The sequence below is a fragment of the Hymenobacter lapidiphilus genome, from assembly GCF_003417065.2.
Taxonomy (GTDB): domain Bacteria; phylum Bacteroidota; class Bacteroidia; order Cytophagales; family Hymenobacteraceae; genus Hymenobacter.
In genome coordinates, this window is sequence record NZ_QVLT01000016.1 from 14,376 (window position 1) to 36,383 (window position 22,008).

At 64.5% G+C, this 22,008-nt stretch carries 17 protein-coding genes and 1 pseudogene; 6 read left to right on the forward strand and 12 right to left on the reverse strand.

The window, feature by feature from the left end; genetic code table 11:
* Nucleotides 1-86 precede the first annotated feature (86 nt).
* The 3 genes and pseudogenes from D0N36_RS10970 to D0N36_RS10980 form a co-directional block, all read right to left on the reverse strand.
* A pseudogene (locus D0N36_RS10970) lies at nt 87-3,244 on the reverse strand (efflux RND transporter permease subunit).
* A 129-nt stretch (nt 3,245-3,373) separates the two neighbouring features.
* Entirely contained in the window at nt 3,374-4,516 is a 1,143-nt protein-coding gene (locus D0N36_RS10975) for an efflux RND transporter periplasmic adaptor subunit (RefSeq protein WP_116941437.1), read from the reverse strand.
* 448 nt (nt 4,517-4,964) lie between these two features.
* Nucleotides 4,965-5,336, reverse strand: coding sequence for a hypothetical protein (locus D0N36_RS10980; RefSeq protein WP_116941438.1), 372 nt, complete (start codon nt 5,334-5,336; stop codon nt 4,965-4,967).
* Between the two features lie 375 nt (nt 5,337-5,711).
* Here D0N36_RS10980 and D0N36_RS10985 point away from each other — a divergent pair, with 375 nt between their 5' ends.
* The 5 genes from D0N36_RS10985 to D0N36_RS11005 all read left to right on the forward strand — a co-directional run bounded on the left by D0N36_RS10985 (nt 5,712) and on the right by D0N36_RS11005 (nt 9,697).
* Nucleotides 5,712-6,062: an ArsR/SmtB family transcription factor gene (locus D0N36_RS10985; RefSeq protein WP_116941439.1), complete on the forward strand. Its 351-nt coding sequence runs from the start codon at nt 5,712-5,714 to the stop codon at nt 6,060-6,062.
* Nucleotides 6,063-6,180: 118 nt separating this feature from the next.
* Nucleotides 6,181-6,642 carry a DUF6428 family protein gene (locus D0N36_RS10990; RefSeq protein WP_116941440.1) on the forward strand — a complete coding sequence of 154 codons (462 nt, stop codon included), beginning with the start codon at nt 6,181-6,183 and terminating at the stop codon, nt 6,640-6,642.
* Between the two features lie 64 nt (nt 6,643-6,706).
* Nucleotides 6,707-7,480 (forward strand): metallophosphoesterase family protein, encoded by a 774-nt coding sequence (locus tag D0N36_RS10995; protein WP_116941441.1) that lies wholly within the window; start codon nt 6,707-6,709, stop codon nt 7,478-7,480.
* 4 nt (nt 7,481-7,484) lie between these two features.
* Nucleotides 7,485-8,582 (forward strand): ACR3 family arsenite efflux transporter, encoded by a 1,098-nt coding sequence (gene arsB / locus D0N36_RS11000; RefSeq protein ID WP_116941442.1) that lies wholly within the window; start codon nt 7,485-7,487, stop codon nt 8,580-8,582.
* Between the two features lie 29 nt (nt 8,583-8,611).
* Nucleotides 8,612-9,697: an ArsO family NAD(P)H-dependent flavin-containing monooxygenase gene (locus D0N36_RS11005; RefSeq protein ID WP_116941443.1), complete on the forward strand. Its 1,086-nt coding sequence runs from the start codon at nt 8,612-8,614 to the stop codon at nt 9,695-9,697.
* Between the two features lie 49 nt (nt 9,698-9,746).
* On the opposite strand, the gene D0N36_RS11010 is transcribed toward D0N36_RS11005, so the two are convergent.
* From D0N36_RS11010 to pxpB, 7 genes are all read right to left on the reverse strand, one after another.
* Entirely contained in the window at nt 9,747-12,191 is a 2,445-nt protein-coding gene (locus D0N36_RS11010) for a TonB-dependent receptor (RefSeq protein WP_116941444.1), read from the reverse strand.
* A gap of 76 nt (nt 12,192-12,267) precedes the next feature.
* Nucleotides 12,268-13,707, reverse strand: coding sequence for an amidohydrolase family protein (locus tag D0N36_RS11015; protein WP_116941445.1), 1,440 nt, complete (start codon nt 13,705-13,707; stop codon nt 12,268-12,270).
* Nucleotides 13,708-13,949: 242 nt separating this feature from the next.
* Nucleotides 13,950-15,131, reverse strand: coding sequence for an NRAMP family divalent metal transporter (locus D0N36_RS11020; RefSeq protein ID WP_116941446.1), 1,182 nt, complete (start codon nt 15,129-15,131; stop codon nt 13,950-13,952).
* Nucleotides 15,128-15,907: a LamB/YcsF family protein gene (locus D0N36_RS11025; RefSeq protein ID WP_116941447.1), complete on the reverse strand. Its 780-nt coding sequence runs from the start codon at nt 15,905-15,907 to the stop codon at nt 15,128-15,130. Before D0N36_RS11025 ends, D0N36_RS11020 begins: the two co-directional genes overlap by 4 nt.
* 254 nt (nt 15,908-16,161) lie before the next feature.
* Complete coding sequence (locus D0N36_RS19955; protein WP_262895313.1) at nt 16,162-16,527, reverse strand: 5-oxoprolinase subunit C family protein; 366 nt, start codon at nt 16,525-16,527, stop codon at nt 16,162-16,164.
* 23 nt (nt 16,528-16,550) lie between these two features.
* The gene (locus D0N36_RS19960; protein ID WP_262895314.1) at nt 16,551-17,111 is read right to left on the reverse strand and encodes a 5-oxoprolinase subunit C family protein; all 561 of its coding nucleotides are present in this window, start codon (nt 17,109-17,111) and stop codon (nt 16,551-16,553) included.
* Complete coding sequence (gene pxpB / locus D0N36_RS11035) at nt 17,108-17,845, reverse strand: 5-oxoprolinase subunit PxpB (protein WP_116941448.1); 738 nt, start codon at nt 17,843-17,845, stop codon at nt 17,108-17,110. Before pxpB ends, D0N36_RS19960 begins: the two co-directional genes overlap by 4 nt.
* Nucleotides 17,846-18,084: 239 nt before the next feature.
* Here pxpB and D0N36_RS11040 point away from each other — a divergent pair, with 239 nt between their 5' ends.
* Complete coding sequence (locus D0N36_RS11040; RefSeq protein ID WP_116941449.1) at nt 18,085-20,712, forward strand: M1 family aminopeptidase; 2,628 nt, start codon at nt 18,085-18,087, stop codon at nt 20,710-20,712.
* Between the two features lie 156 nt (nt 20,713-20,868).
* On the opposite strand, the gene D0N36_RS11045 is transcribed toward D0N36_RS11040, so the two are convergent.
* Together D0N36_RS11045 and D0N36_RS11050 are read right to left on the reverse strand one after the other, a co-directional pair.
* Nucleotides 20,869-21,453: a hypothetical protein gene (locus D0N36_RS11045; protein ID WP_190242631.1), complete on the reverse strand. Its 585-nt coding sequence runs from the start codon at nt 21,451-21,453 to the stop codon at nt 20,869-20,871.
* Nucleotides 21,454-21,498: 45 nt separating this feature from the next.
* On the reverse strand, nt 21,499-21,867 hold the full coding sequence (locus D0N36_RS11050) for a hypothetical protein (protein ID WP_147320837.1): 369 nt from the start codon (nt 21,865-21,867) through the stop codon (nt 21,499-21,501).
* Nucleotides 21,868-22,008: the final 141 nt, after the last annotated feature.

Below are 22,008 nucleotides of genomic sequence, written 5' to 3' on the forward strand. Positions count from 1 at the left end.
GAAGCTAGGAGTCAGGAGCTGGGAGCTGTGTGTCAACGAACACCCCACCCCCCGGCCCCCTCCCCGGTGGGGAGCGGGGAGTAAGGTCAGACCAAAACGGCCTCTTCCACGGGCGTTTCCACCGGTTTCGAGTTTTTCTTCTTGCCACCGCCCGAAAACAGCACGTACAAACCCGGAATCAGGATGACGCCGAACAGGGTGCCGATGAGCATGCCGCCGGCCGCGGCCGTGCCGATGGAGCGGTTGCCGAGGGCGCCCGCGCCGGTGGCGATGGTGAGCGGAATCAGGCCGGCCACAAAGGCGAAGCTGGTCATCAGGATGGGGCGCAGGCGGGCGTAAGCGCCTTCCACGGCCGCATCGAGGGCCGAGAGGCCTTCCTTGCGCTTGAGCACCGCGAATTCGATAATGAGAATGGCGTTCTTGCCTAACAGACCAATCAGCATAACAGCGAAACCTGGGCGTAGATGTTGTTTTCGAGGCCTAGCAGCTTGAGGGCCAGGAAGGCGCCGAAGATGCCGGTGGGCAAGCTCAGCAGCACCGGCAGCGGCAGCAGGAAGCTTTCATACTGGGCGGCCAGCAACAGGTACACGAAAATCAGCACGATGCCGAACACGTACAGCGCCTGGTTGCCGCTCAGAATTTGCTCGCGCGTCATGCCGCTCCACTGGTAGCTGTAGCCCCGGGGCAGCTCGGTGGCGGCCACTTTTTCCATGGTCGAAATCACGTCGCCCGACGAGAAGCCGGGGGCCGAGTCGCCGTTAATCATGGCCGAGGTGTACATGTTGTAGCGCGTGAGCTGCTCGGGGCCGTACACCCGCTCCAGCCGCACGAAGGCCGAGTAGGGTACCATCTCGTTGCGGTCGTTTTTCACGTAGAGCTTGAGCACGTCCTCGGGCTTGGTGCGGAAGCTGGGGTCGGCCTGCACCATTACCTTATACATCTGGCCGAAGCGGATGAAGTTGGAGGCGTAGAACGAACCCATCAGCGTCTGGAGCGTGCTCATGGCCTTGTCCACCGTCACACCCTTCTTGGCGGCCTGGTCCTGGTCGACGTGAATCAGATACTGGGGGAAGCTGGCGTCGAAGCCGGTGAAGGCCGAGCCGATGGCGGGTGACTGGCGCAGGGCCGCCACGAAATCCTGGCTGACTTTGGCCGTTTGCTGCAGGTCGCCGCGGCCGGTGCGGTCGAGCAGGCGCAGCTCGAAGCCGGCCGAGTTGCCGAAACCGGGCACGGTGGGCGGCGGGAAGAACTGGATGTCGGCGTCGTTGATATCCTTGGTTTTCTCGTTCAGCTCGGCAATCAGCTCGTTCACCGACTGGTCGCGGTCTTTCCAGGTTTTGAGGTTGATCATGGCCATGCCGTAGCTGGAGCCCGCCACCTCGTTCATGAGGCTGTAGCCGGCCAGCGTCGATACCGATTCGACCGGCTTGAGGCTGGCGGCTACCTTCTCCACTTCGTCGAGCACGCGCTCGGTACGCTCCACGGTGGCGCCGGGCGGGGTGGTCACGTTCACGTAAATCATACCCTGGTCCTCGGTCGGGATGAAGCCCGAAGGCAGCACCGACTGCACGCCCCAGGTAGCCAGGGTGAAACCAATCAGCAGGCCAATGGTGATGACGCGGCGGTTGGCCACGTAGCGCACCAGCCGCTGGTAGCCCTGGGCCAGGTTTTCGTAGCGGCGGTTGAAGCCGGAGAAAAAGCGGTTGATAAAGCCCTTTTGGGCTTCTTCACCCTCCGCCATTGGCTTGAGCATCAGGGCGCATAAGGCCGGCGTCAGGGTCAGCGCGTTCACGCCCGAAATCACAATGGCAATGGCCAGCGTGAGCGAAAACTGCCGGTAGAACACGCCCACCGGCCCGTCCATGAACGAGACCGGAATAAACACGGCCGACATCACCAGGGTAATAGCCACGATGGCCCCGCCAATCTCGCCCATCGCCTCCAGCGTGGCATCCATCGCCGACAGGTGCTTCTCGTGCATTTTGGCATGCACGGCTTCCACCACCACAATGGCGTTATCGACCACGATACCGATGGCCAGTACCAGCGCAAACAGCGTGAGCAGGTTGATGCTGAAGCCCAGCAGCTGCATGAAAAACAGCGTGCCAATCAGAGCCACCGGCACGGCCAGGGCCGGAATCAGCGTCGAGCGCCAGTCCTGCAAAAACAGGTACACCACGATAAATACTAGGATAAAGGCCTCAAGCAGCGTGATGAGCACGGCGTTGATGCTGGCGTCGAGGAAGCGCGACACGTCGTACGACACGTTGTAAGTCATGCCGGGCGGGAAGCTGGTGCCTTTCAGCTCGGCCATGCGCTCCTTCACGTTGGCAATTACCTCCGAAGCGTTGGAGCCGGGGCGCTGCTTGAGCATGATGGCGGCCGAGGGGCGGCCGTCAATCTTCGAGGTCATGCCGTAGTTGAGCACGTCGAACTTGACTTCGGCAACGTCTTTGAGGCGCAGCACCGAGCCGTCGGGGTTGGCCCGCAGCACCACGTTTTCGTACTGCCGGGGCTCGAACATCTTGCCGGTGTAGCGCAGCACGTACTGCAACACCTGGGCCTGGGAGCCCGAGCTTTCGCCCGACCGGCCCGGGGCCGCCTCCACGTTCTGGGCCCGGATAGCTTCCACCACCTCGTCGGCCGACACGTTGTAGGCCACCATGCGGTCGGGCTGCAGCCACACCCGCATCGAGTACTCGCGCGAGCCCATAATTTCGGCGAAGCCCACGCCATCAATGCGCTTAAGCTCCTGCAACACGTTGATATCGGCGAAGTTGTAGATGAACTTCTCGCCCACCTTGGGGTCGTCGCTCATGATGTTGAGGTAGAGCAGCATGCTGTTCACCTCCTTCTCGGTAGCTACGCCGGCCTTAATTACCTCCTCGGGCAACTCGTCGATAACGGTCTGCACCCGGTTCTGCACGTTCACGGCGGCCAGGTCGGGGTCGGTGCCTACCTCAAAAAACACGGTAATCAGCGTGGTGCCGCTGTTCGAGTTCACCGACTGAATGTAGGTCATGCCCGGCACGCCGTTGATGGCCCGCTCCAGCGGCGTGGCCACGGCCTTGGCCAGCACTTCCGAGTTGGCCCCGGTTTATTTGGCCGTCACCGTCACCGAGGGCGGTACGATGTCGGGGAACTGGGTAATGGGCAGCGTAAACAGCGCCAGCCCCCCCAGCAGCGTAATAAAGAGCGAAATAACCAGCGACAAAACCGGCCGGCGAATGAAGAGTGCGAGCATTCTTTCTTGTTAGTGCTTTGAGCTTAGTTGGTAGTGTATAGGCTGGTAGGGGCGGGGCTTGTCCCCGCCCGCCGTTCGCACCGTTTCAACGACAATCGTTCAACGGCGGGCGGGGATAAGCCCCGCACCCTACCTGTTCAGCATCTCTTTCATCGTAACCAGCCGGGGCTTGATGATGGCGCCGTCGCGCAGCTCCTGGATGCCTTCGTACACCACCCGGTCGCCGGGCTTGAGGCCGGCCTTCACCACGTAGTAGTCGGCGAGGCGGACTTCGGGCTCGAATGCCTGCTGGCTCACCTTGCCCCCTTTGCCCAGCAGGTACACGTAGTTCTTGTCCTGCACCTCAAACACCGATTTCTGGGGCACCAGCACGGCATCTTTCACCGTGTTGGTGAGCAGCACCTTGCCCGAGGCGCCGTGGCGCAGCAGGTATTTGGGGTTCTCGAAGCGGGCGCGGAAGGCAATGGAGCCGGTGTTGGGCGCAAACTGGGCCTCCACTGTTTCTACCTTGCCCTGCACCGGGTAAGTGCTGCCGTCGGCCAGAATGAGCGCGGCCACGTTGGTGGCGCGGGCCGAGTCCTGGCGGCGGGTCCTCACGTACTCCAGATAGTCGGTTTCCGACACGTTGAAGTAGGCGAAAACGTCGGCGGCATCGGAGATGGACGTGAGCAGGGTGCCGTCCTCAATCACGCTGCCCTTTTTGAGTGGAATACGGTTGATAACGCCATCAAAAGGGGCCTTAATGAGCGTGTACGACAGATCGAGGTTGGCCTGGGCCTGGGCCGAGAGCTGCTGCTGCACGGCGGCCTGGGCGGCGTGTAGCTTGGCGCGGGCCACATCGAGCTCCGTTTTAGAGATGATGTTTTTGCTCACTAACAGTTGAACACGCTCCAGCTCCAGCTCGGCTACGCGGGCATCGGCGCGGGCGCTGCCAAGGGCGGCTTTGGCCTGGCTGACGCGGCTACGGTACTCGGTGTCGTTGAGGCGGAACAGCGTCTGGCCCTTGCGCACGGTCTGGCCCTCGTCCACGTAAATTTCCTCCAGAAAGCCTTCAACCCGGGCTCGTACCTCCACGTTGCGCACGGCCTGAATATCGGCCACGTAGCTGTGGGTGAGCACCGTGTCACGGGCGCTCAGGGCCGTCACCAGGATTTCGGGCAGTGTTTCTTTCTTAGGCGTGTCGGCTTGGGTTTCGGCCCCGCAGCCGGCGAGCGAAGCGGCGCAAAGCGGTAGCAGCAGCCAACGGAAACGGGAGAGCAGGGGCAGGGGCATTGAAGAGGAGTTGGGGAGGAAAGAAGTGCGTCGGATGGCAGCCCGACGGCACAAAAGTCCGCCCCTGGTATTAGGGTCAGGTTAAGCCTACATTAAAAAGCCTTAATGCCCCCTGCGCCCTCTGGCGGCTCCCCAGCACATTCCCACCCCGGCCTCCAGCCCAATAATGAGAGCCGCCCCCACCCATCACGCCAGCTACAGAAGCTAGGCTGTAAGATGTTGATAGACAGTATAGGTATAGTTCATTCGCTCCTCGCTCCTCGTTCCTCGCTGCTAAGGTCCCTGCATCCACTCGCGCGGCATGGCAGAGTACAGGTAGTCAGCAGGCATAGCTACCCAGCCGGCGGTGGGCCGGGAGCCGAAAGTGCGGCCGGATTTAAGAACGGATTAAGAACCTCCGATGCGAAGGAGTCGCTCGAAAAGCCACTGCCGGGCTTGCTTGGGGGCGCTACTCGAAAAAATCGGTGGGGTCGGCCTGGGCCAGGTACTTGCTCAAGGCCCCCAAATCGGCAAAGATGGGCTGCACCAGCACCAGTAACCGCGCCGTGGCGGCCGGTCCGTCGGTATAGGCGCGGAAAATCTCGCCCGCCCCGGCCAGCTCCACATGGTCAAGCAGCTCGGGGTCGTGCTCCTCCAGAATCGTTTCGATGTGCTCGGCCCAGCTGGCCCCGCCGCCCCCAAACCCGTACCGCTCGAACACCACGTAATAATCATCCATGTCCGAGAGGTCCACCAGCAGGCGCTGCTGCCGCTCGGGCGTGGCCAGTTCCGGCGAAACTTCGGTGAGGATAAACGGGTGGGTGTCGGTGGGGTCGGGCATGGGCCGCAAGGTACGCCGGGCAGTTATCAATTTCCCTTGCGTGAGAGTGGCCCCTTAGAATTCGCGTTGCCTTACTCAGCCAGTAAAGGAGCGGGCTTGCCATAATCCCAGTGTCACCGATTAAATTCTGGATACTGGCTTGGCTGAGCCCGGTGCCTGTTTCCTAAACAGCTTCACTGGCTCAGATGCCACCTGCGGCGAAACCCTGCGGTCGGGAGGGAAATATATTCCTGGCGGCGGCCCGAGCCCCAGGGAGGAGGGAGGCAGCCGAGCCCTTGCTGCGGATATGAGCTGGGGCACGGAGGAAAAAGACTATGTCGCAAACATACGTCATAGCTATGTCGTATATTTGCGACATAGCTCCCGGCTTCAGCCATGACCTACGCCAAAACCGCCGCTTTCACCGCCGACCAGCAGCAGCTAGCCCGCGTGGCTAAGGCCCTGGCCCACCCGGCGCGGGTGGCCATCATTCAGCTGCTGGCCAGCAAGCATACCTGCATTTCGGGCGACATCGCGGCCGAGCTGCCGCTCTCGCGCACCACCGTTTTCCAGCATCTGCAGGAGCTGAAGGCCCTGGACCTGATTCGCGGCGAAATTGACGGGCTCACGGTTTGCTACTGCCTCAATACCGAGTTGCTGCGCCAGGTGCAGCAGCAGTTCACGGCCTTCTTCACGGAGGCTACGAGCGGCGCGGCCTGCGGGCCAGCCGATGCCTGCGCCTTCTAATTACCAGGCTGTTAGCTTTAAACTGGTAGCCGTTAGCATTTTGTTGAATACCAAGCAGTCGCTTCAAGAACACCAGCACCGACATTCGATACCCTTGCTCTTTTTAACCTCCTCAACCATGAACATTTCTGAAATGAAGCAGGCCCTGACGGGGCTGGAAGCCGTGAATTTCCGCTTGCCTACCGGCGAGTACCTGCCCGCGCATTTCCATGTTACGGAAGTGGGCCTGGTCAGCAAGCACTTCATCGACTGCGGCGGGGTGGAGCGTCGCGAAACCGTGGCCAACTTCCAGCTCTGGGAGGCTGGCGACTACGACCACCGGCTGGCCCCGCAGAGATTCCTGCACATCCTCAACCTCTCCGATAAGATTCTGGGCAGCGAAAATCTGCCCATCGAAGTAGAGTACCAGCAGGTCACCATCGGCAAGTTCGGCCTCACCTTCGACGGTACCGATTTCGTGCTCACGCCCAAGCAGACCGCCTGCCTGGCCCAGGATGCCTGCGGCATTCCCGATGCCCAGCAATTCTCCCTGCCGCAGCTGCAAATGGCCGCCTGCACCCCGGGCGGCGGGTGCTGCTAGATGTTCCTCAAGGGCTCAACCGGCAGATTGCGCCGTTCTGCTGTACGCCCTTTTTCTCCCGCTGATGACCATTGCCTTTTTCTCCGACGTGCATGGCAACCTGCCGGCGCTGCAAGCCGTGCTGGCCGATATTGACCTGCGCCGGCCCGATATGATTTTCTGCCTGGGCGACTTGGTGGGCTACGCGCCCTGGCCCAACGAAGTGGTGAACGAGGTGCGCCGGCGGGGCATCCCCACGCTGGCCGGCAACTACGACCAGGGCATCGGTTTGGCCCGCACGGAGTGCGGCTGCGCCTACAAAACCGACGTGGATAAGAACCTGGGCGCCCAAAGTATTGCCTACACCAACGCCGTGGTGGGCGACGATGAGCGGCGCTACCTGCGCCTGCTGCCCAAACATATGCGCCTCGATTTCGAGGACGAACCCTGCACGCTCAGCCTATTTATGGTGCACGGCTCACCGCACCGCATCAACCAATACCTGTTCGAGGACTTTCCCGAAGATAGTTTCCGCCGCCTACTGGAGGGGGCCGGGGCCGACATTCTGCTCTTCGGCCACACCCACAAGCCCTACCATCGGGCCATTGCTTACGAGCATGCGGGCGAAACCCGCTACCGCCACGCGCTCAACATCGGCTCAGTGGGCAAGCCCAAGGATGGCGACCCCCGCGCCGCCTACCTGCTGCTCCACCTCGACGAGCACACCCGCCTGACCGAGCCTAGCAGCCTGCGCAGCGGGTTCGTGCGCGTGGCCTACAACGTGGAGCAGGCCGCCGCCGCCGTGGAGGCCTCGCCGCTGCCCAACGAGTACGCCGACATGCTCCGCAAAGCCTATTAGCCCCATGCAAGCAACTCCCCTTACCGCCCCGGCCCCCGCCGCGCTGGCCGAAAAAAAGCTTTCGGGCCTTGACCGCGGCCTCACGCTCTGGATATTTCTGGCGATGGGGCTGGGCGTGGGCCTGGGCTACTTCGTGCCCGGCCTCAACGCCGCCGTCAACTACTTCTCGGTGGGCACCGTGAACGTGCCGCTGGCCATCGGCCTGATTCTGATGATGTACCCGCCGCTGGCCAAAGTCAAGTACGAGCAGCTGCCCACGGTTTTCCGCAACACCCGCATTATTGGGCTTTCGCTGGTTCTGAACTGGATAGTGGGGCCGCTGCTCATGTTCTTTCTGGCCATCTGGCTGCTGCCCGACAAGCCCGAGTACATGATGGGCCTGATTCTCATTGGTATTGCCCGCTGCATTGCCATGGTGCTGGTCTGGAACGATTTGGCCGACGGCAGCCGCGAGTACGCCGCCGGGTTGGTGGCGCTCAACTCCATCTTCCAGGTGCTGTTCTATGCGGTGCTGGCCTGGCTGTTCATCACGGTGCTGCCGCCGTATTTTGGGCTGAAGGGCTACGCCGTGAACATTGGTATCTGGGACATTGCCCAGAGTGTGCTCCTCTACCTGGGCGTCCCGTTCGCGGCCGGTTTTGGCTCGCGCTTGGTGCTGCGCCGCCTCAAGGGCGACGCCTGGTACGAGCAGGTCTATATCCCGGCCATCAGCCCGATTACGCTGGGGGCTTTGCTGCTGACTATCGTGGTGATGTTCAGCCTCAAGGGCGAAACCATTGTGCAGGTGCCGCTCGATGTGCTGCGCATTGCCCTGCCGCTGGCCTTGTATTTCGGTATCATGTTCGTGGTCAGCTTTGCGGCTGGCAAGTGGCTGGGGGCCGATTACGCCGAGAATGCCAGCATCGCCTTCACGGCCACCGGCAACAACTTCGAGCTGGCCATTGCCGTGGCTATCGGGGTGTTCGGGCTGAACTCGGGCCAGGCATTTGCCGGCGTCATCGGTCCGCTGATTGAGGTGCCGGCCCTGATTGCGCTGGTCAACGTGGCCTTCTGGTCCCGCCGCCGCTGGTACGGCGGCAAACCGGTGGCCCCGACCGCGTAGCTTCCTTCGTTTCAATGCAGCCATTGTACATGAATTTCGCCACCCTTCCCGTTACTGCTGACTTCACTGCCGACGTGCTCGTTATCGGGGCCGGCCAGAGTGGGCTGGCCGTGGGCTACTACCTGCGGCGGGCGGGTCTGGCCTTCGAGCTGCTCGACGACCAGCCGGCCCCCGGCGGGGCCTGGCCCCACGGCTGGAACTCGCTGCGGCTGTTCTCGCCGGCCGACGCCAGCTCCCTGCCGGGCTGGCTCATGCCGCGGCCAGCGGACAACAGCTTTCCTACCCGCGACGCGGTTATCGACTACCTCACGCGCTACGAGCAGCGGTACGAATTGCCGGTGCGGCGGCCCGTGCGCGTAGCCGCTATTCATCAATCTTCGCAGGGCGGTTTCGTAGTGCAAACCGATGCCGGAACATGGCGGGCCCGGGCGGTAGTATGCGCCACGGGCAGCTGGCGCAACCCCTTCGTACCGGCTTACCTTGGGCAGGCCGGTTTTGGCGGGGTGCAGCTGCACTCGGCTCATTACCAGCAGGCGGCGCCCTTCGCCGGGCAGCGGGTGCTGGTAGTGGGCGGCGGCAACTCCGGGGCGCAGGTGCTGGCCGAAGTTTCCCGGGTGGCGCACACCACCTGGGTCACGGAAAAAGCCCCCCGCTTCCTGCCCGACGACGTGGACGGCCGGGTGCTCTTCACCCAGGCCACTCAGCGCTACCACGCCCAGGACGGCCAGGCGGCAGCGACCCCGCCCACGCTGGGCCACATCGTAATGGTAGACCCGGTGAAGGAGGCCCGCGGCCGGGGCGAGCTGGGTAGCGTGCGGCCGTTTGCGCGGTTCACGCCCACGGGCGTCGTCTGGGCCGATGGGCGCGAGCAGGCTGCAGATGCAGTTATCTGGTGCACCGGCTTCCGACCCGCCCTCTCATTTCTGGCAGACCTAGGAGTTATGCAGCCAGATGGCCGGGTGGCCACTGTCGGCACGCGGGCCACCGCCTTGCCGGGTCTGTGGCTGGTAGGCTACGGCACCTGGACGGGTTTTGCGTCGGCTACGCTCATCGGCGTGGGCCGCTCGGCTAGGGCCACAGCCGACGAAATCAAGGCGTTTCTGGCCCCCGGTTAAGCGTCGGCCGGGGAGGTGAGCTAGTGCCTCAGGCCTGACTCCGAAACCATCAAAACTCCACGATAAACCCGATGGTGGGCAGCACGGTGGCGGCGTTGTTGTCGAGCAGTACGGGGATGCCGTTGGTGCCGTCGGGGCGCAGGGGCTGGCCGTCGGTGGACACGAATTCGGTGTTGTCGGGGGTGCGCTGGAAGGCGTAGCTGGGCACGGCCGGCGACTTCAGGGCCAGTGCGTTCTGGATGTCGACGTAGAAATCGAAGGTGAAGCGGCGCAGGTTTATTTTCTTGTCGAGCCGGAAATCGAGTTGCTGGAAGGTGCCCAGGCGCTGGGTGTTCAGGCGGTTGTAGTCGAGCACACCCTGGCCCACGGTGAGGTAGTTGGCCCGCGAGGCGGCGGCATCGAAGGGCGTGTAGGGCGCGCCGCCCGCCAGGCGGTACTTCAGGCCCAGCTCCCAGCCCCGCCCGAACTTGCGGCCCAGCAGCGCCGAGGCCAGGTGGCGGGTGTCCCAGGCTGAGGGCTTGTAGCGGCCATCGGCCCCCGTAAACTCGCTGTTGAACAGCGTGTAGGAAGCCACCGCGTAGAGGTTGCGGGTGAGCTGCTGCTGAAAGAACAGCTCGCCGCCAAACGACCGGCCTCGGCCGGTACTGGTCACGGCCTCGTTGCCTAACGCAATGAAGTCGCCGCCCAGGTTGGCCAGCGAAATACCGTCGCGCACGTTCACCGGGTAGTGGTCGTACTGCTTCCAGAAGCCTTCGAGCGTGATTCGGCGGCTGGTACTGGGCAGGAACTCCAGGCCCGCCACGTAGTGGGTGCTGCCGATGTAGCGGTTGGATTTGTTCACGAGCTGGCCGGCGTTGTCGCGGAAGCCGAGCAGGGTAGAGGGCGGAATTTTGTAGTAGCGGCCCACGCTGGCGCTGGCGTTCCAGCGCGGCGTGAGGGCATAAGTGGCCGAGAGCCGGGGCGAAATCGTGCGCAGTAAATTAGCCCCGCCATCGGTGAAGCTGTTGCCATCGGTGCGGATACCGGCCGAGAGCGTAAGCCGGTCGGCATCGAGGAAGGAGCGGGTGAGCTGGCCGAACGCACCGAAGCGGGCGAAGTCAATAGCCGAGTTGAAATCGACGGTGACGGCCGGCTGCTGCACCGTGCCGTCGGGGGCTATTACGGCCTGGCGCAGGCGGTTGAAAAAGCGGTTGTCGTAGTGAATGAGCTGGCCCACGGCCCCGTAGGCGTAGCGCCAGCGGCCGGCGCTGCGGTTCACGTCGAGGCGGAGCTTGTTCTCGGTTTCGCCCGAGCGCGTGAGCAGCACCCGCTTGCTTTCATCGCCCCGGAAAGCCGAACCGCCCTCAAAAAAATCGATTTGATTATGCAGTTGGGTGCGGCTCAAAGCCAGGTTGAGGTAGCCTTGCGGCAGCAGCTGGCGCAAACTCAGGCCCACGGTGTAGTTCCACTGGTCGATGGTAGGCGTGTTGCGGATGATGTAGGCCTTTTCGGGCGTAGTGGAGCGCGGCACGGCCACCTCGAAATGGTCGAGGGCCCCCAGGCCCAGGGCCGTGAGCGTGGTTTTGGGGCCCAGCTTGGAGGTGATTTTGAATTGGGAATCCCAGTAATCGGGCCGGATGGGCAGGTCAATCAGCTTGAAGAGCACCTGCAGGTAGGAGCGGCGCACGGAGGCCAGAAATGTGGTGTTGGGCGCCAGCGGACCTTCGAGCGTGCCGGCCACCTCGGTGCCGCTCAGGCGGATATTGCCCTGCACGCGGTCGGGGTTGCCTTCGCGCTGGCGGAATTGCAGCACGCTGCTCAGCACGTTGTCGTAGCGGGCCTCGAAGGCCGAGGTGCTCAGCGTCACGTCCTCAATGAAGCTCACGTTGAGCATGCCGGCCGGCCCGCCGGCGCTGCCCTGGGTCTGGAAGTGGTTGATGACCGGCACCTCAATACCGTCGAGGTAGTACACGTTTTCGTTGGGCGCGCCGCCCCGGATGATGATGTCGTTGCGGAAGCCGGCGGTACCGCCCGTGCCGCCGCCGCCCACGCCGGGCAGCACCTGCACCACCTTCGAAATATCGAAGTTGCCGCCCGGGTTGCTCTTGATTTCCTGGGCGCTCAGGCGCTGCACGCTCAGCGGTGTTTCGGCCGTAGCCACCCGAATGGCCCGGCTGGCCGTCACGGTCACCTCGCCCAGCTGCTGCTGAGCCGCCACCAGCTCCAGCCCTACAATATTGGCGTTGCCGCTGGTGATGACGATGTTGGCCCGTAGCAGCGGCTCGTAGCCGATAAATGAGGCCCGCACGTTGTAACTGCCCGTTGGGATGTCGGCGAGCCGGAAGCGGCCCTGCTCATCGGCGGCCGTACCCAGGCTGCTACCCTCCAGGGTAACGGTCGCGCCCGGCACCGGCTGCTGGGTGGCCCGGTCGCGCACCGTGCCGCTCAGCACGCCCGTTTGGGCCCAGCTCAGCAGCGGCAGCAGCCACAGCAATAGGAGGTAGAGGAAGCGCATAAGCTGGGGTGTCGGAAAGAATAACAGGTGGAAAGTCTCAACTTAACCGTAGCCCATAGGTTTCGGACCGCTGCCGTTAGCGCCGCCGCACGGCTTGTAGCTGCTGCCGTAGCTCGGCGGCCGAGTATATCCGGCCCCGGGCCACGACGGTGTGAATCCCACGCAGGGCCGCCAGACTGGTCAGCGGGTTGCGTTCGAGCAGCAGCAAATCGGCCGCTTTATTGGGGGCGATGGAGCCGGCCGTGGCTTCGAGGCCGAAGAAGCGGGCCCCGTTGAGAGTGGCGGTGCGCAGGGCCTCGGCGGGCGTGAGGCCGGCGCGCACCAGCTGGTCGAGCTCACTGAGCAGGGCCGCGCCGGGGTACACGTAGGAGTTGGAGGCCCCGCTGTCGGAGCCGGCCAGCAGCAGCACGCCGGCTTTTTGCATCCCTGGAATCAGGCTCCGAAACCGCGCCCCGAGCTGCTGGTTGAACGCCCGGGTGGCGGCCGACTGCTGCCGGACCCCGGCCAGGCGGCGGGCGTAAGTAGCTTCAATTTTCGGGTCGATGTAGGCCAGCAGCGAGTCGCGGGAGTGGTCGGTGGTGGGCAAATCGGCCAGCAGCTGCTGAATATAAAGCGTGGGCACCACGGCCGTGCGCTGCTCGGCCAGCATCCGGAACGTGCGGGCGGCGGTGGCCGGGTCGTAGGTGCGGTACACGGCCGGCAGGGCCGCGAACAGCCCGATGGGCCTAGCGGTGCCCTGGCTCTGGCGGATGGCGGCCGTGATGCTGTCTTCGCGGTTGGAGCAGGCTTTGAACACGTAGTAGAGGTGCTCGGAGGCATCGAGGCCCGCCGCGGCGGCCTCGGCCAGCGTTACGGTGTAGGGCATGTGGCCGGTGGTGCGCATGCCCCGCTTTTCGGCCTGCGCGATGGTGTTCAGAAAGGCCTCACGTGAAATGGTGCTCTCGTAAATCTTCACGTAATCGACCCGCAGCGCCTGCAACGAATCGAGGGCCCGCGTAATCTGGGCGGGCGTTTCCACTTCCAGCGAACCAGCCCAGAACGCGCCGGGGCCATCAATTTTGGGTCCTGAGGTGAAGATGGTCGGCCCTGCCAGCCGGCCGGCCGTAATCTGCCGCCGCCACTCCATCACGGCCGGGGTCAGGTCGCCGCCCGCGTCGCGCACCGTTGTGATGCCGTGGGCCAGGTACAGGGGCAGCAGGTTTCGGTTGGCGTTTACCAGTGAGTCGCCACCCCGAAAATGCACGTGCATGTCCCAGAGCCCGGGCATGAGGTAGCGCCCCTGGGCATCGAGCGTACGGGCCGCCCGCGGGGCGCTGGCCGAGGTGGGGCCGAGTTGGCGGATGATGCCCCCGGCTACTGCCACCGTCTGGTCGGGCCGAATGGTGCCGGTTTCCACGTCCACTACGTTGGCGTGGGTGATAACCAGGTCATAGGCTGCCTCGGCCGGGCGGCGGGCGGTACAGCCGGCAGCCAGCAGCAGGGTGGTGGCGAACAGAAGGCGGGCGGGGTGGGGCATGGGGCGTAAGGTAAGTAGGGACGGGGTTGTTTGGGGGCTCAGCTTATATGGTCGTTACGTGCTTCGTATCGCCCTCTGCGTGCGCCTCACCCCCCCCGGCCCCCTCTCCGAAAAAGGAGAGGGGGTGCGTTCAACGACTTGTGCAATCAGTTCTCGAACGTACTGTCGTCTGGCACCCCCTCTCCTTTTTCGGAGAGGGGGCCGGGGGGTGAGGCGTAACGTAAGGATACTAATAGGAGCCCTTAGACCCCCAGCGCCTTCAGCAGCACCGAGACGCTGAGCCAGGTCATCACCAGCACCACCAGCACCCCGAACACGGCCAGCACCAGCGGGTGGCGGTAGCTGCCCACGATGGCCGGGCGGTAGGCCGCTACCAGCAGGGTACCCAGGGTGAGGGGCAGGATGAAGCCGTTGAGCGCCCCGGCCCAGAGCAGCACCTGCACCGGCTGGCCGATAGTCAGGAACAGCAGCGTGGAAAGCCCGATAAAGCCGATAATCCAGCGATTTTCGTGGGCCGCCACCCGGGGCAGTAGGGCTTTAAGGAAGGAAATGGACGTGTAGGCCGAGCCGATGATGGACGTAACGGCCGCCGCGAACATCACCACCCCAAACAGCCGGTAGCCCACCTCCCCGGCCGCCAGCCGGAACACCGAAGCGGGCGGATTGGCCGGGTCAATAGCTAGGCCCTGACTCACCACGCCCAGCGTGGCCAGAAACAGGAACACCCGCACCAGCGAGGCCACCGAAATGCCCAGCACGGCGCTGCGCGTGACTTCGGGCAGGGCCGCTTCGCCCCGAATGCCGGCGTCGAGCAGGCGGTGGCCGCCGGAAAAGGTGATGTAGCCGCCCACCGTGCCGCCCACCAGCGTGATGATGGAGGAGAGGTCGAGTTGGGTGGGAGCCAGGGTGCGGCGGGCCGCTTCGGCCAGGGGCGGGTGGGTAGAAAAGGCCACGTAGACGATGGTGAGCACCAGCACCAGGCCCATCACCTGGGCGAAACGGTCCATGAGCCGCCCGGCCTCGCGGACCAGGAAAACCCCCAGCGCCACCCCGGCCCCCAGCACGGCGCAGATCGTTACGGGCAGGCCCGTAAGAGCCGAGAGGCCCAGGCCGGCCCCGCCCACGTTGCCCACGTTGAAGGCCAGGCCGCCGAGCACAATCAGCACTGAAATCAGGCTGCCCAAGCCCGGAAGCACGCGATTGGCAATGTCGGGGGCCCGCAGCTCGGCCACGGCAATCACCCGCCACACGTTCAGCTGAACCCCAATATCGAGCAGAATAGAAGCCAGAATAACGAAGCCAAAGCTGGCCCCGAGGCGCTGCGTAAACACGGTAGTCTGGGTCAGGAAGCCCGGGCCCACGGCCGAAGTGGCCATTAGAAAAGCGGCTCCCAGCAGCACGCCCCAATTACGGGCCGGCTTCATATGCGGAGCCCGGAAGGCGTTTGCACCGTCACATCGGCCGCTGCCAGCGCGGCCCGGAGCCGGCGAGCAAAGGTCAGCGCATGGGGGCCGTCGCCGTGCAGGCATATTGTGTCGGCCCGGATAACCACGTCCTCGCCCGACTGGGCCCGCACCCGGCCCTCGCGGACCATGCGTAGCACCTGGGCTTCGGCTTCGGCGGGGTCGTTGAGCAGCGCGCCGGGCTGGCGGCGGGGCGTGAGCGTGCCGTCGGGCTGGTAGCTACGGTCGGCAAATACCTCGTGGGCGGTGCGCAAACCCAGCTTCTCAGCGGCCCGGGGCAGGGCGCTGCCGGCCAGCCCGTAAAGGCAGGCCTCGGGGGCCACCCGGTACACGGCTTCGGCCAGGGCCTCGGCCAGGTCGGGGTTCACGGCGGCCATGTTATAAAGAGCTCCGTGGGGTTTTACGTGGTGCAGCATGCCGCCCTCGGCCCGCACGAAAGCGGCTAGCGCCCCAATCTGGTACACCGTCATATCGTAAGCTTCTTCGGGGGAAATTGCCATTTCGCGGCGGCCGAAACCCACCAGGTCGGGTAGGCCGGGGTGGGCCCCGAGGGCTACGCCGTGATGCATGGCCCGGCGCACGGTATGCTTCATCACGGTCGGGTCGCCGGCGTGGTAGCCGCAGGCAATGTTGGCCGACGTCACAAAGGGCAAAATGGCTTCATCCTGCCCCAGGGAGTACGCGCCGAAGCTTTCCCCCAGGTCGCAGTTGAGGTCGATGGTAAGGGTTGGGTCCATAGGCGGGCAAGATAGGCGGAAGCGGCCGATGTAGGGGCGGGGCTTGTCCCCGCCCGCCGTTAAACGGTTGTCGATGAACAGCGGCGCATGGTGCCATTGATGACGGGCGGCTGACTTGATTGAATAGCGACGTCTGGTTTCGTCGAACGGTAGCGCTTGGTTTCGTTCAACGGCGGGCGGGGGCAAGCCCCGCCCCTACATCGCCCTCCGCAACGCCACGGCCCGTTCCAGTTGCCGCAGCCGGTCTTCCTGGGCTAAATACAACTGCTGGGCTTTGGGCAGGCTGATTTCCTGGAACCGCAACGTGCCGCCTGGGGGCACCTGGGCCAGGGCCGAAAGGTCGGCGCGGCTACCAGGGCCAGGCGGGGGTAGCCGCCGGTAGTCTGGTGGTCGGCCAGCAGCACGATGGGCTGGCCCTCCGGCGGCACCTGCACCGTGCCGAACGTGACGGCTGCCGAGAGCAGCTCGGGTCCATAGGCGGAGCGGAACAGGGCCGGACCCGCCAGCCGGCTGCCCATGCGGTTGGAGGCCGGTGTAACCTGGAATTCCTCGGTCCAGAAAGCCTGCTGGCTGGCTGCCGTGAACTGCCCGTACTCCGGCCCGCGTACCGACCGCAGCACGGGCGCGGCTTCGGGTCGGGGCGTTAGGGTCGGTCGGCGAACCAGGGCGCGGCTACGCAGGGCAGCTCGGGCGAGCGGGCCAGCAGCAGTTGGCGCAGGCGGACGGCGGTGGGAGCGGGTTCGGCCACGGGCAGCACGTCCTCGGCCTGTAGTGCCCGGCCCGCCAGCCCGCCGATACCGGCCGCCAGGTAGGTAGCGCGGCTGCCCAGCACCGTCGGCACGGCCAGCCCGCCAGCCACGGCCAGATAGGCCCGGCAGCCTGCCTCGGGCCGGCCGAAGGTGAGTTCGGTGCCGGCCCGCACGGCTACGGCCCGGTTCGGGGGCAGGGGCTGGCCGTTGAGAGTGGCGCTGAGTTCGGCGCCGCACAGGGCCAGCAGGTGGTTGGTGGTGAAGCGGATGGTGGGGCCAAGCAAGGTGATTTCCAGAGTAGCCGCGCCGGGCGCGTTGCCCACTAGCAGGTTGGCCACGCGCAACGCCCGGGCGTCGAGGGGGCCGCCTACGCTCACGCCCGCCCGGCGGTAACCGGGCCGGCCGGCGTCCTGAATGGTGGTGAGCAGGCCGGGGCGCAGGATATGCAGGCTCATGCGGCGGGCCAATGACGGAACTGCTCCGCCGTGATGGATACGAATCGCAGCCGCTGGCCTGCCCGTAGCAGGCTGGGGTCGGCTGCTTCGGGCCGGAACAGCCGTTCGGGGGTGCGGCCAATCAGCTGCCAGCCGCCCGGCGTGGGCAGGCAATAAATGCCGGTCTGGGCGCCGGCAATGCCCACCGCGCCGGCCGGCACCCGGGCCCGTGGACTGGCGCGCCGGGGCATGGCCAGCTCGGCGGGTAGCCCACCCAGGTAAGGGAAACCCGGCGCGAAACCGATAAAATGCACCCGATAATCTGCTCCGGCGTGGCGGGCCACCACTTCCGCCGGACTCAGCCCACAGTGCCGGGCCACCGCCTCCAAATCGGGCCCGAATTCGCCCCCGTAGCACACCGGAATTTCTACTGCCGGCCCGGTTTCCGCATCGGCGGTTGTAGGGGGCAGTTGCGCCAGCCGTTCCCGCAGAATGGCCGCCACGACTTCAAACGGCGACCCGGCTCCGGCCGCGCGCACCTGCCAGGGGTCGTAGAAAACGGTGAGCGTGGTAAAGGCGGGCACCAGCTCCTGCAGGCCCGGAAACGGGTGGGCCAGCAGGTAGTCGGCCACGGCCTGAATGATGGCGTTGGTGGCTTCGCTGATGACGGTGCCGAACTCCAGGACCACGGCCATTTCGCCAAGTGGGTAAAGGCGCGGGAGCAGGGCAGCGGGTAGGAGGGAAGAACCAGACATCGGTGAGCAAGATAGGGCCCGGCGGCCGGTTAAGTATGGTGTAAAGTCGCGTATTCGCGTCTCGTCGTTGCTGATGCTGTGGTGCTCATGTGAACTACCGCTTCGTTGTTTACCGCCAAAACCAGACAACAAGATGCCCGCAGTTCTACGCCGAGACGCGAATACGCGCCTCTACAATCCGGGCCACAGCTGCCAAACGGCTGTATCTTGGGCATCTTCGCGCTCCTAGTCTTTTCTACATGACCATTCCTGCCTGCCCGCGTTCCTGTTATTCGCTACTGCCCCTGGGCCTGCTGCTGGCCGCCTGCGCCCGCGCGCCGCTGACGCCGGTGGCTACGCCTGTTACAGTGGCTGCCGCCGGCACCGCTGCCCCGGCCGTGGTGCCGGGCGTGAGTCGGGAGCTGGCCGATGACCGGGCCCGCCGGGTGTCGCGCCTGGGCTACGAACTACACCTGGATGTGCCCGCCGACCGGGCCGCCCCCATCGGAGCAACCGAAACGGTACGTTTCCACCTCACCGATGCTGGCCAGCCGCTGCAGCTTGATTTCAAGGAGCGGACCGCCAACCTGCACGCCCTGCGCGTGAACGGCCAGCCGGTGCCTATCGACCACCGCGCTGAGCATCTGGTGCTGCCCGCCGCCAGTCTGCGCCCGGGGGCCAATGCGGTGCAGATTGAGTTCGTGGCCGGCAACCAGAGCCTCAACCGCAACGACGACTACCTCTACACGCTGCTCGTGCCCGACCGTGCCCGCACCGTGTTCCCGGTGTTCGACCAGCCCAACCTCAAGGCTGCCTTCACGCTCACGCTCACCCTGCCCGACGCTTGGCAGGCGCTGGCCAATGGCCCTTTGCAGGATTCGACCCGCGCAAACGGCCGCAAAACCTACCGCTTCGCGCCCTCCGATACCATCAGCACCTACCTATTCTCGTTCGCGGCGGGCCGGTTCTCGCACCTCGTGCGCAGTCCGGCGGGCCGCACTATGCAGTTGCTGCACCGCGAAACCGATAAGAGCAAGCTGGCCCTGAGCCTAGACCCCATCTTCCAGATTCATGCCGACGCGCTTCAGTTTATGGAAGCCTACACCGGCATCCCATATCCGTTTCAGAAGTTCGATTTCGTGGCTCTGCCCGATTTCCAGTACGGCGGCATGGAGCACGTCGGGGCCATCGATTACAAGGCCAGCTCGCTGTTTCTGGATGAAGGCGCGACCCAGGACCAGAAAATTGCCCGTTCCAACCTCATTGCCCACGAAACGGCCCACATGTGGTTCGGCGACCTGGTGACCATGCAGTGGTTCAACGACGTGTGGATGAAGGAGGTGTTTGCCAACTTCATGGCCGATAAAATCACCCAGGTGGCGCTGCCGGAGTCGAACTACGACCTCAAGTTCGTTATCGACCATTACCCGGCCGCCTACGGCGTCGACCGCACCAGCGGGGCCAACCCCATCCGCCAGAACCTGGATAACCTCAGCGACGCGGGCTCGCTCTACGGGGGCATCATCTACCACAAAGCGCCCATTATGATGCGCCAGCTGGAGCGGCTGATGGGGGAGGAACCCTTCCGCGACGGGCTGCGCGCGTACCTGAAGCAGTACGCCCACGGCAACGCCACCTGGCCCGACCTCATCCGGCTGCTTGACGAACGGACGCCCGCTGATTTGCAGGCCTGGAACCAGGTGTGGGTGAACCAGCCCGGCCGCCCGGTATTCGACTACGACCTGCAAACCGCCAACGGCCGCATCAGCAGCCTGCGCCTGCGCCAGCAGGCCGAAGACGGCTCCGACCGTATCTGGCCCCAGTTTTTTGAGTTGCTGCTGGTGTACCCCAACGGCCGCACCCGCGAGCTGACCGTGAACCAGAACGCCCGCGAAGTGGCGGTGCCCGCCGCCGTGGGCGAGCTGGCCCCGGTGTTTATCCTGTTCAACTCCACGGGCCTGGGCTACGGCGTGTTCCCGGTTGATAAGCCGCTGCCGGCCGGACTGGCCGCTCTGCCCACGCCGGTGGCCCGGGCGGCGGCCTACGTGAACCTCTACGAAAATATGCTCAACGGCCGGGCTCTCGCGCCCGCCGAGCTGCTGGCCGTGGTGCGCCGCCAGCTGCCCCGCGAAACCGAGGAGCTCAACCTCAAGCTGCTCACCAACCAGCTGACCGACGTGTACTGGAAGCTGCTCGCGCCCGCCCGCCGCGCCGCTCTGGCCCCCGCGCTGGAAGCCGAATTATGGCAGGCCCTGGCGAAAAACCCCGCGCCCAACTCCAAGAAGCTGCTGTTCAAAGCCTACCAGTTGGTGGCCCTGAGCCGGGCGGCCCAGGCGCGCCTCTACCGCATCTGGGACCAGCAGCAGGCCCCCGCGGGCGTGAAACTGACCGAGGACGACTACACCAGCTTGGCCCTAGCGCTGGCCGTGCGCGACTACCCGGCCCCCACGCCTATTCTGGCCCGTCAGCTCACCCGCATCACCAACCCCGACCGCCGCAAGCGCATGGAGTTCATGCTGCCCGCCCTCTCGCCCGACCTGGCCACTCGCGACGCCTTCTTCGCCTCCCTGGCTGATGAAAAGAACCGCGAAAAGGAAGCCTGGGTGACGGCGGCGCTGGCCTACCTGCACCACCCGCTGCGGGCCGCCACCTCCGAAAAATATCTGCCCCAGAGCCTGGCGCTGCTGGAAGAAATCCAGCAGACCGGCGACATTTTCTTTCCCTATTACTGGCTCCAAGCCACGCTCAGCAACTACCAGACGCCTACCGCCGCCCGCACCGTCCGCGACTTCCTCACGGCCCACCCCAGCTATAATCCCCAGCTCCGCGCCAAGCTTTTGCAGGCTGCCGATGATGTGTTCCGGGCTGAGAAGTTGGTGAAGGAGTGAATTGGTAATTAGAACAAAAAGTACGTCATGCTGAGCGGAGCTGAAGCATCTCTACCGCTTCGTTGCAACGATTGGATTACTACTGCGGTAGAGATGCTTCGGCTCCGCTCAGCATGACGTTCTTTTTACTGGCAACTGGCAACTCACCAACCGCAGCTAGTTGCGCCGCTGGGCTGGCTGGGCGCTTAGTTGGCCACGTAGCTTCAGCACGTAGGCCAGCAGGGCGGCGGCGAGGAGGGCCAAGGTGGCGGCCAGCACTTCGCGGCTGGTGCGGGCGCCGGTGGCGGCGTCGGCGGTGGCCTGCAGGTCGCGCATTTTTTTGGCCTGCTGCCGCTCGCGCTCCTGCAGGTTCTGCACCTGATTTTCGAGGTCGTAGAAGCGCTGCTGAGTGCTGCTGCGGTCGGTTTGGGCCACGGTTATCTGCTGCTTTGCCTGCTGGTTTTCGGCCGCTACGGCGGCCTTGCTGCGCAGCGTAGCTGCCTGCACGGCCTGGATTAGCTCGGTGTCTTTGCGGATGATGCCCTTGAGCGCGTCGACCACTTCCTGCAGGTCCTTTTTGCTGGGCTTGTTGGCCAGAAAGGCGTTGCGCTGGCCATTGGCGGCCTCGTACTGGCTTACCAGCTGCTGGCGCTCGGCAATGAGGCGCGGAATGGCGGGGTCGGCGGGGGTGGGCGTTTGGGCAAGGGCTGAACCAGCGGTGGAGCAGACGAGCAGGAGGCAGGGCAGGAGGTGCTTAATCATGGGGCAAAGATGGCAGGTTGCCGCACTTAGCGGCGAACTGTGCGCTTACGGCCGGTATTGCCACCGCGTTATCCGGTGGTCCTGCTCCACGACCATGTAGGGCGAATTGGCCTCCTTGCGTACTCGGGCCCCCTTTTGCAGATAATAGGCCAGCGTGTTGTAGTAGGTATAGCCGGACGAATCACCCGTTGCGAGAATAAAGTCCAGACTATCGGCCGTTATCAGGTGCCTGGTGGCCGAGTCGGCTGGCTCGAACGACCAGAGGTCGTAACGGACCGATTCGTCGTTGTTCAGGTACCAGTTGAAATGCTGGCGGTTCACGTCGCACTTGGTTACCTGCCCCTCAAGCGCCATTTCGCGGTCTACCGTCACCAAGTCGAGGCCAAAAAAACTATAGAAAAACAAGCCCATCATAACCGGGACCAAGATAACCTGCAGTAGCTGGAAGCCAAAACGTAAAATCTTGCGGAGTGCGGCTTTTTGGCGGAGGCGGGCGCGGGCTGACATGGGGCGAAGAATAACGTTCTGGTATCGTTTCCTGCGGAGGAGCGCATA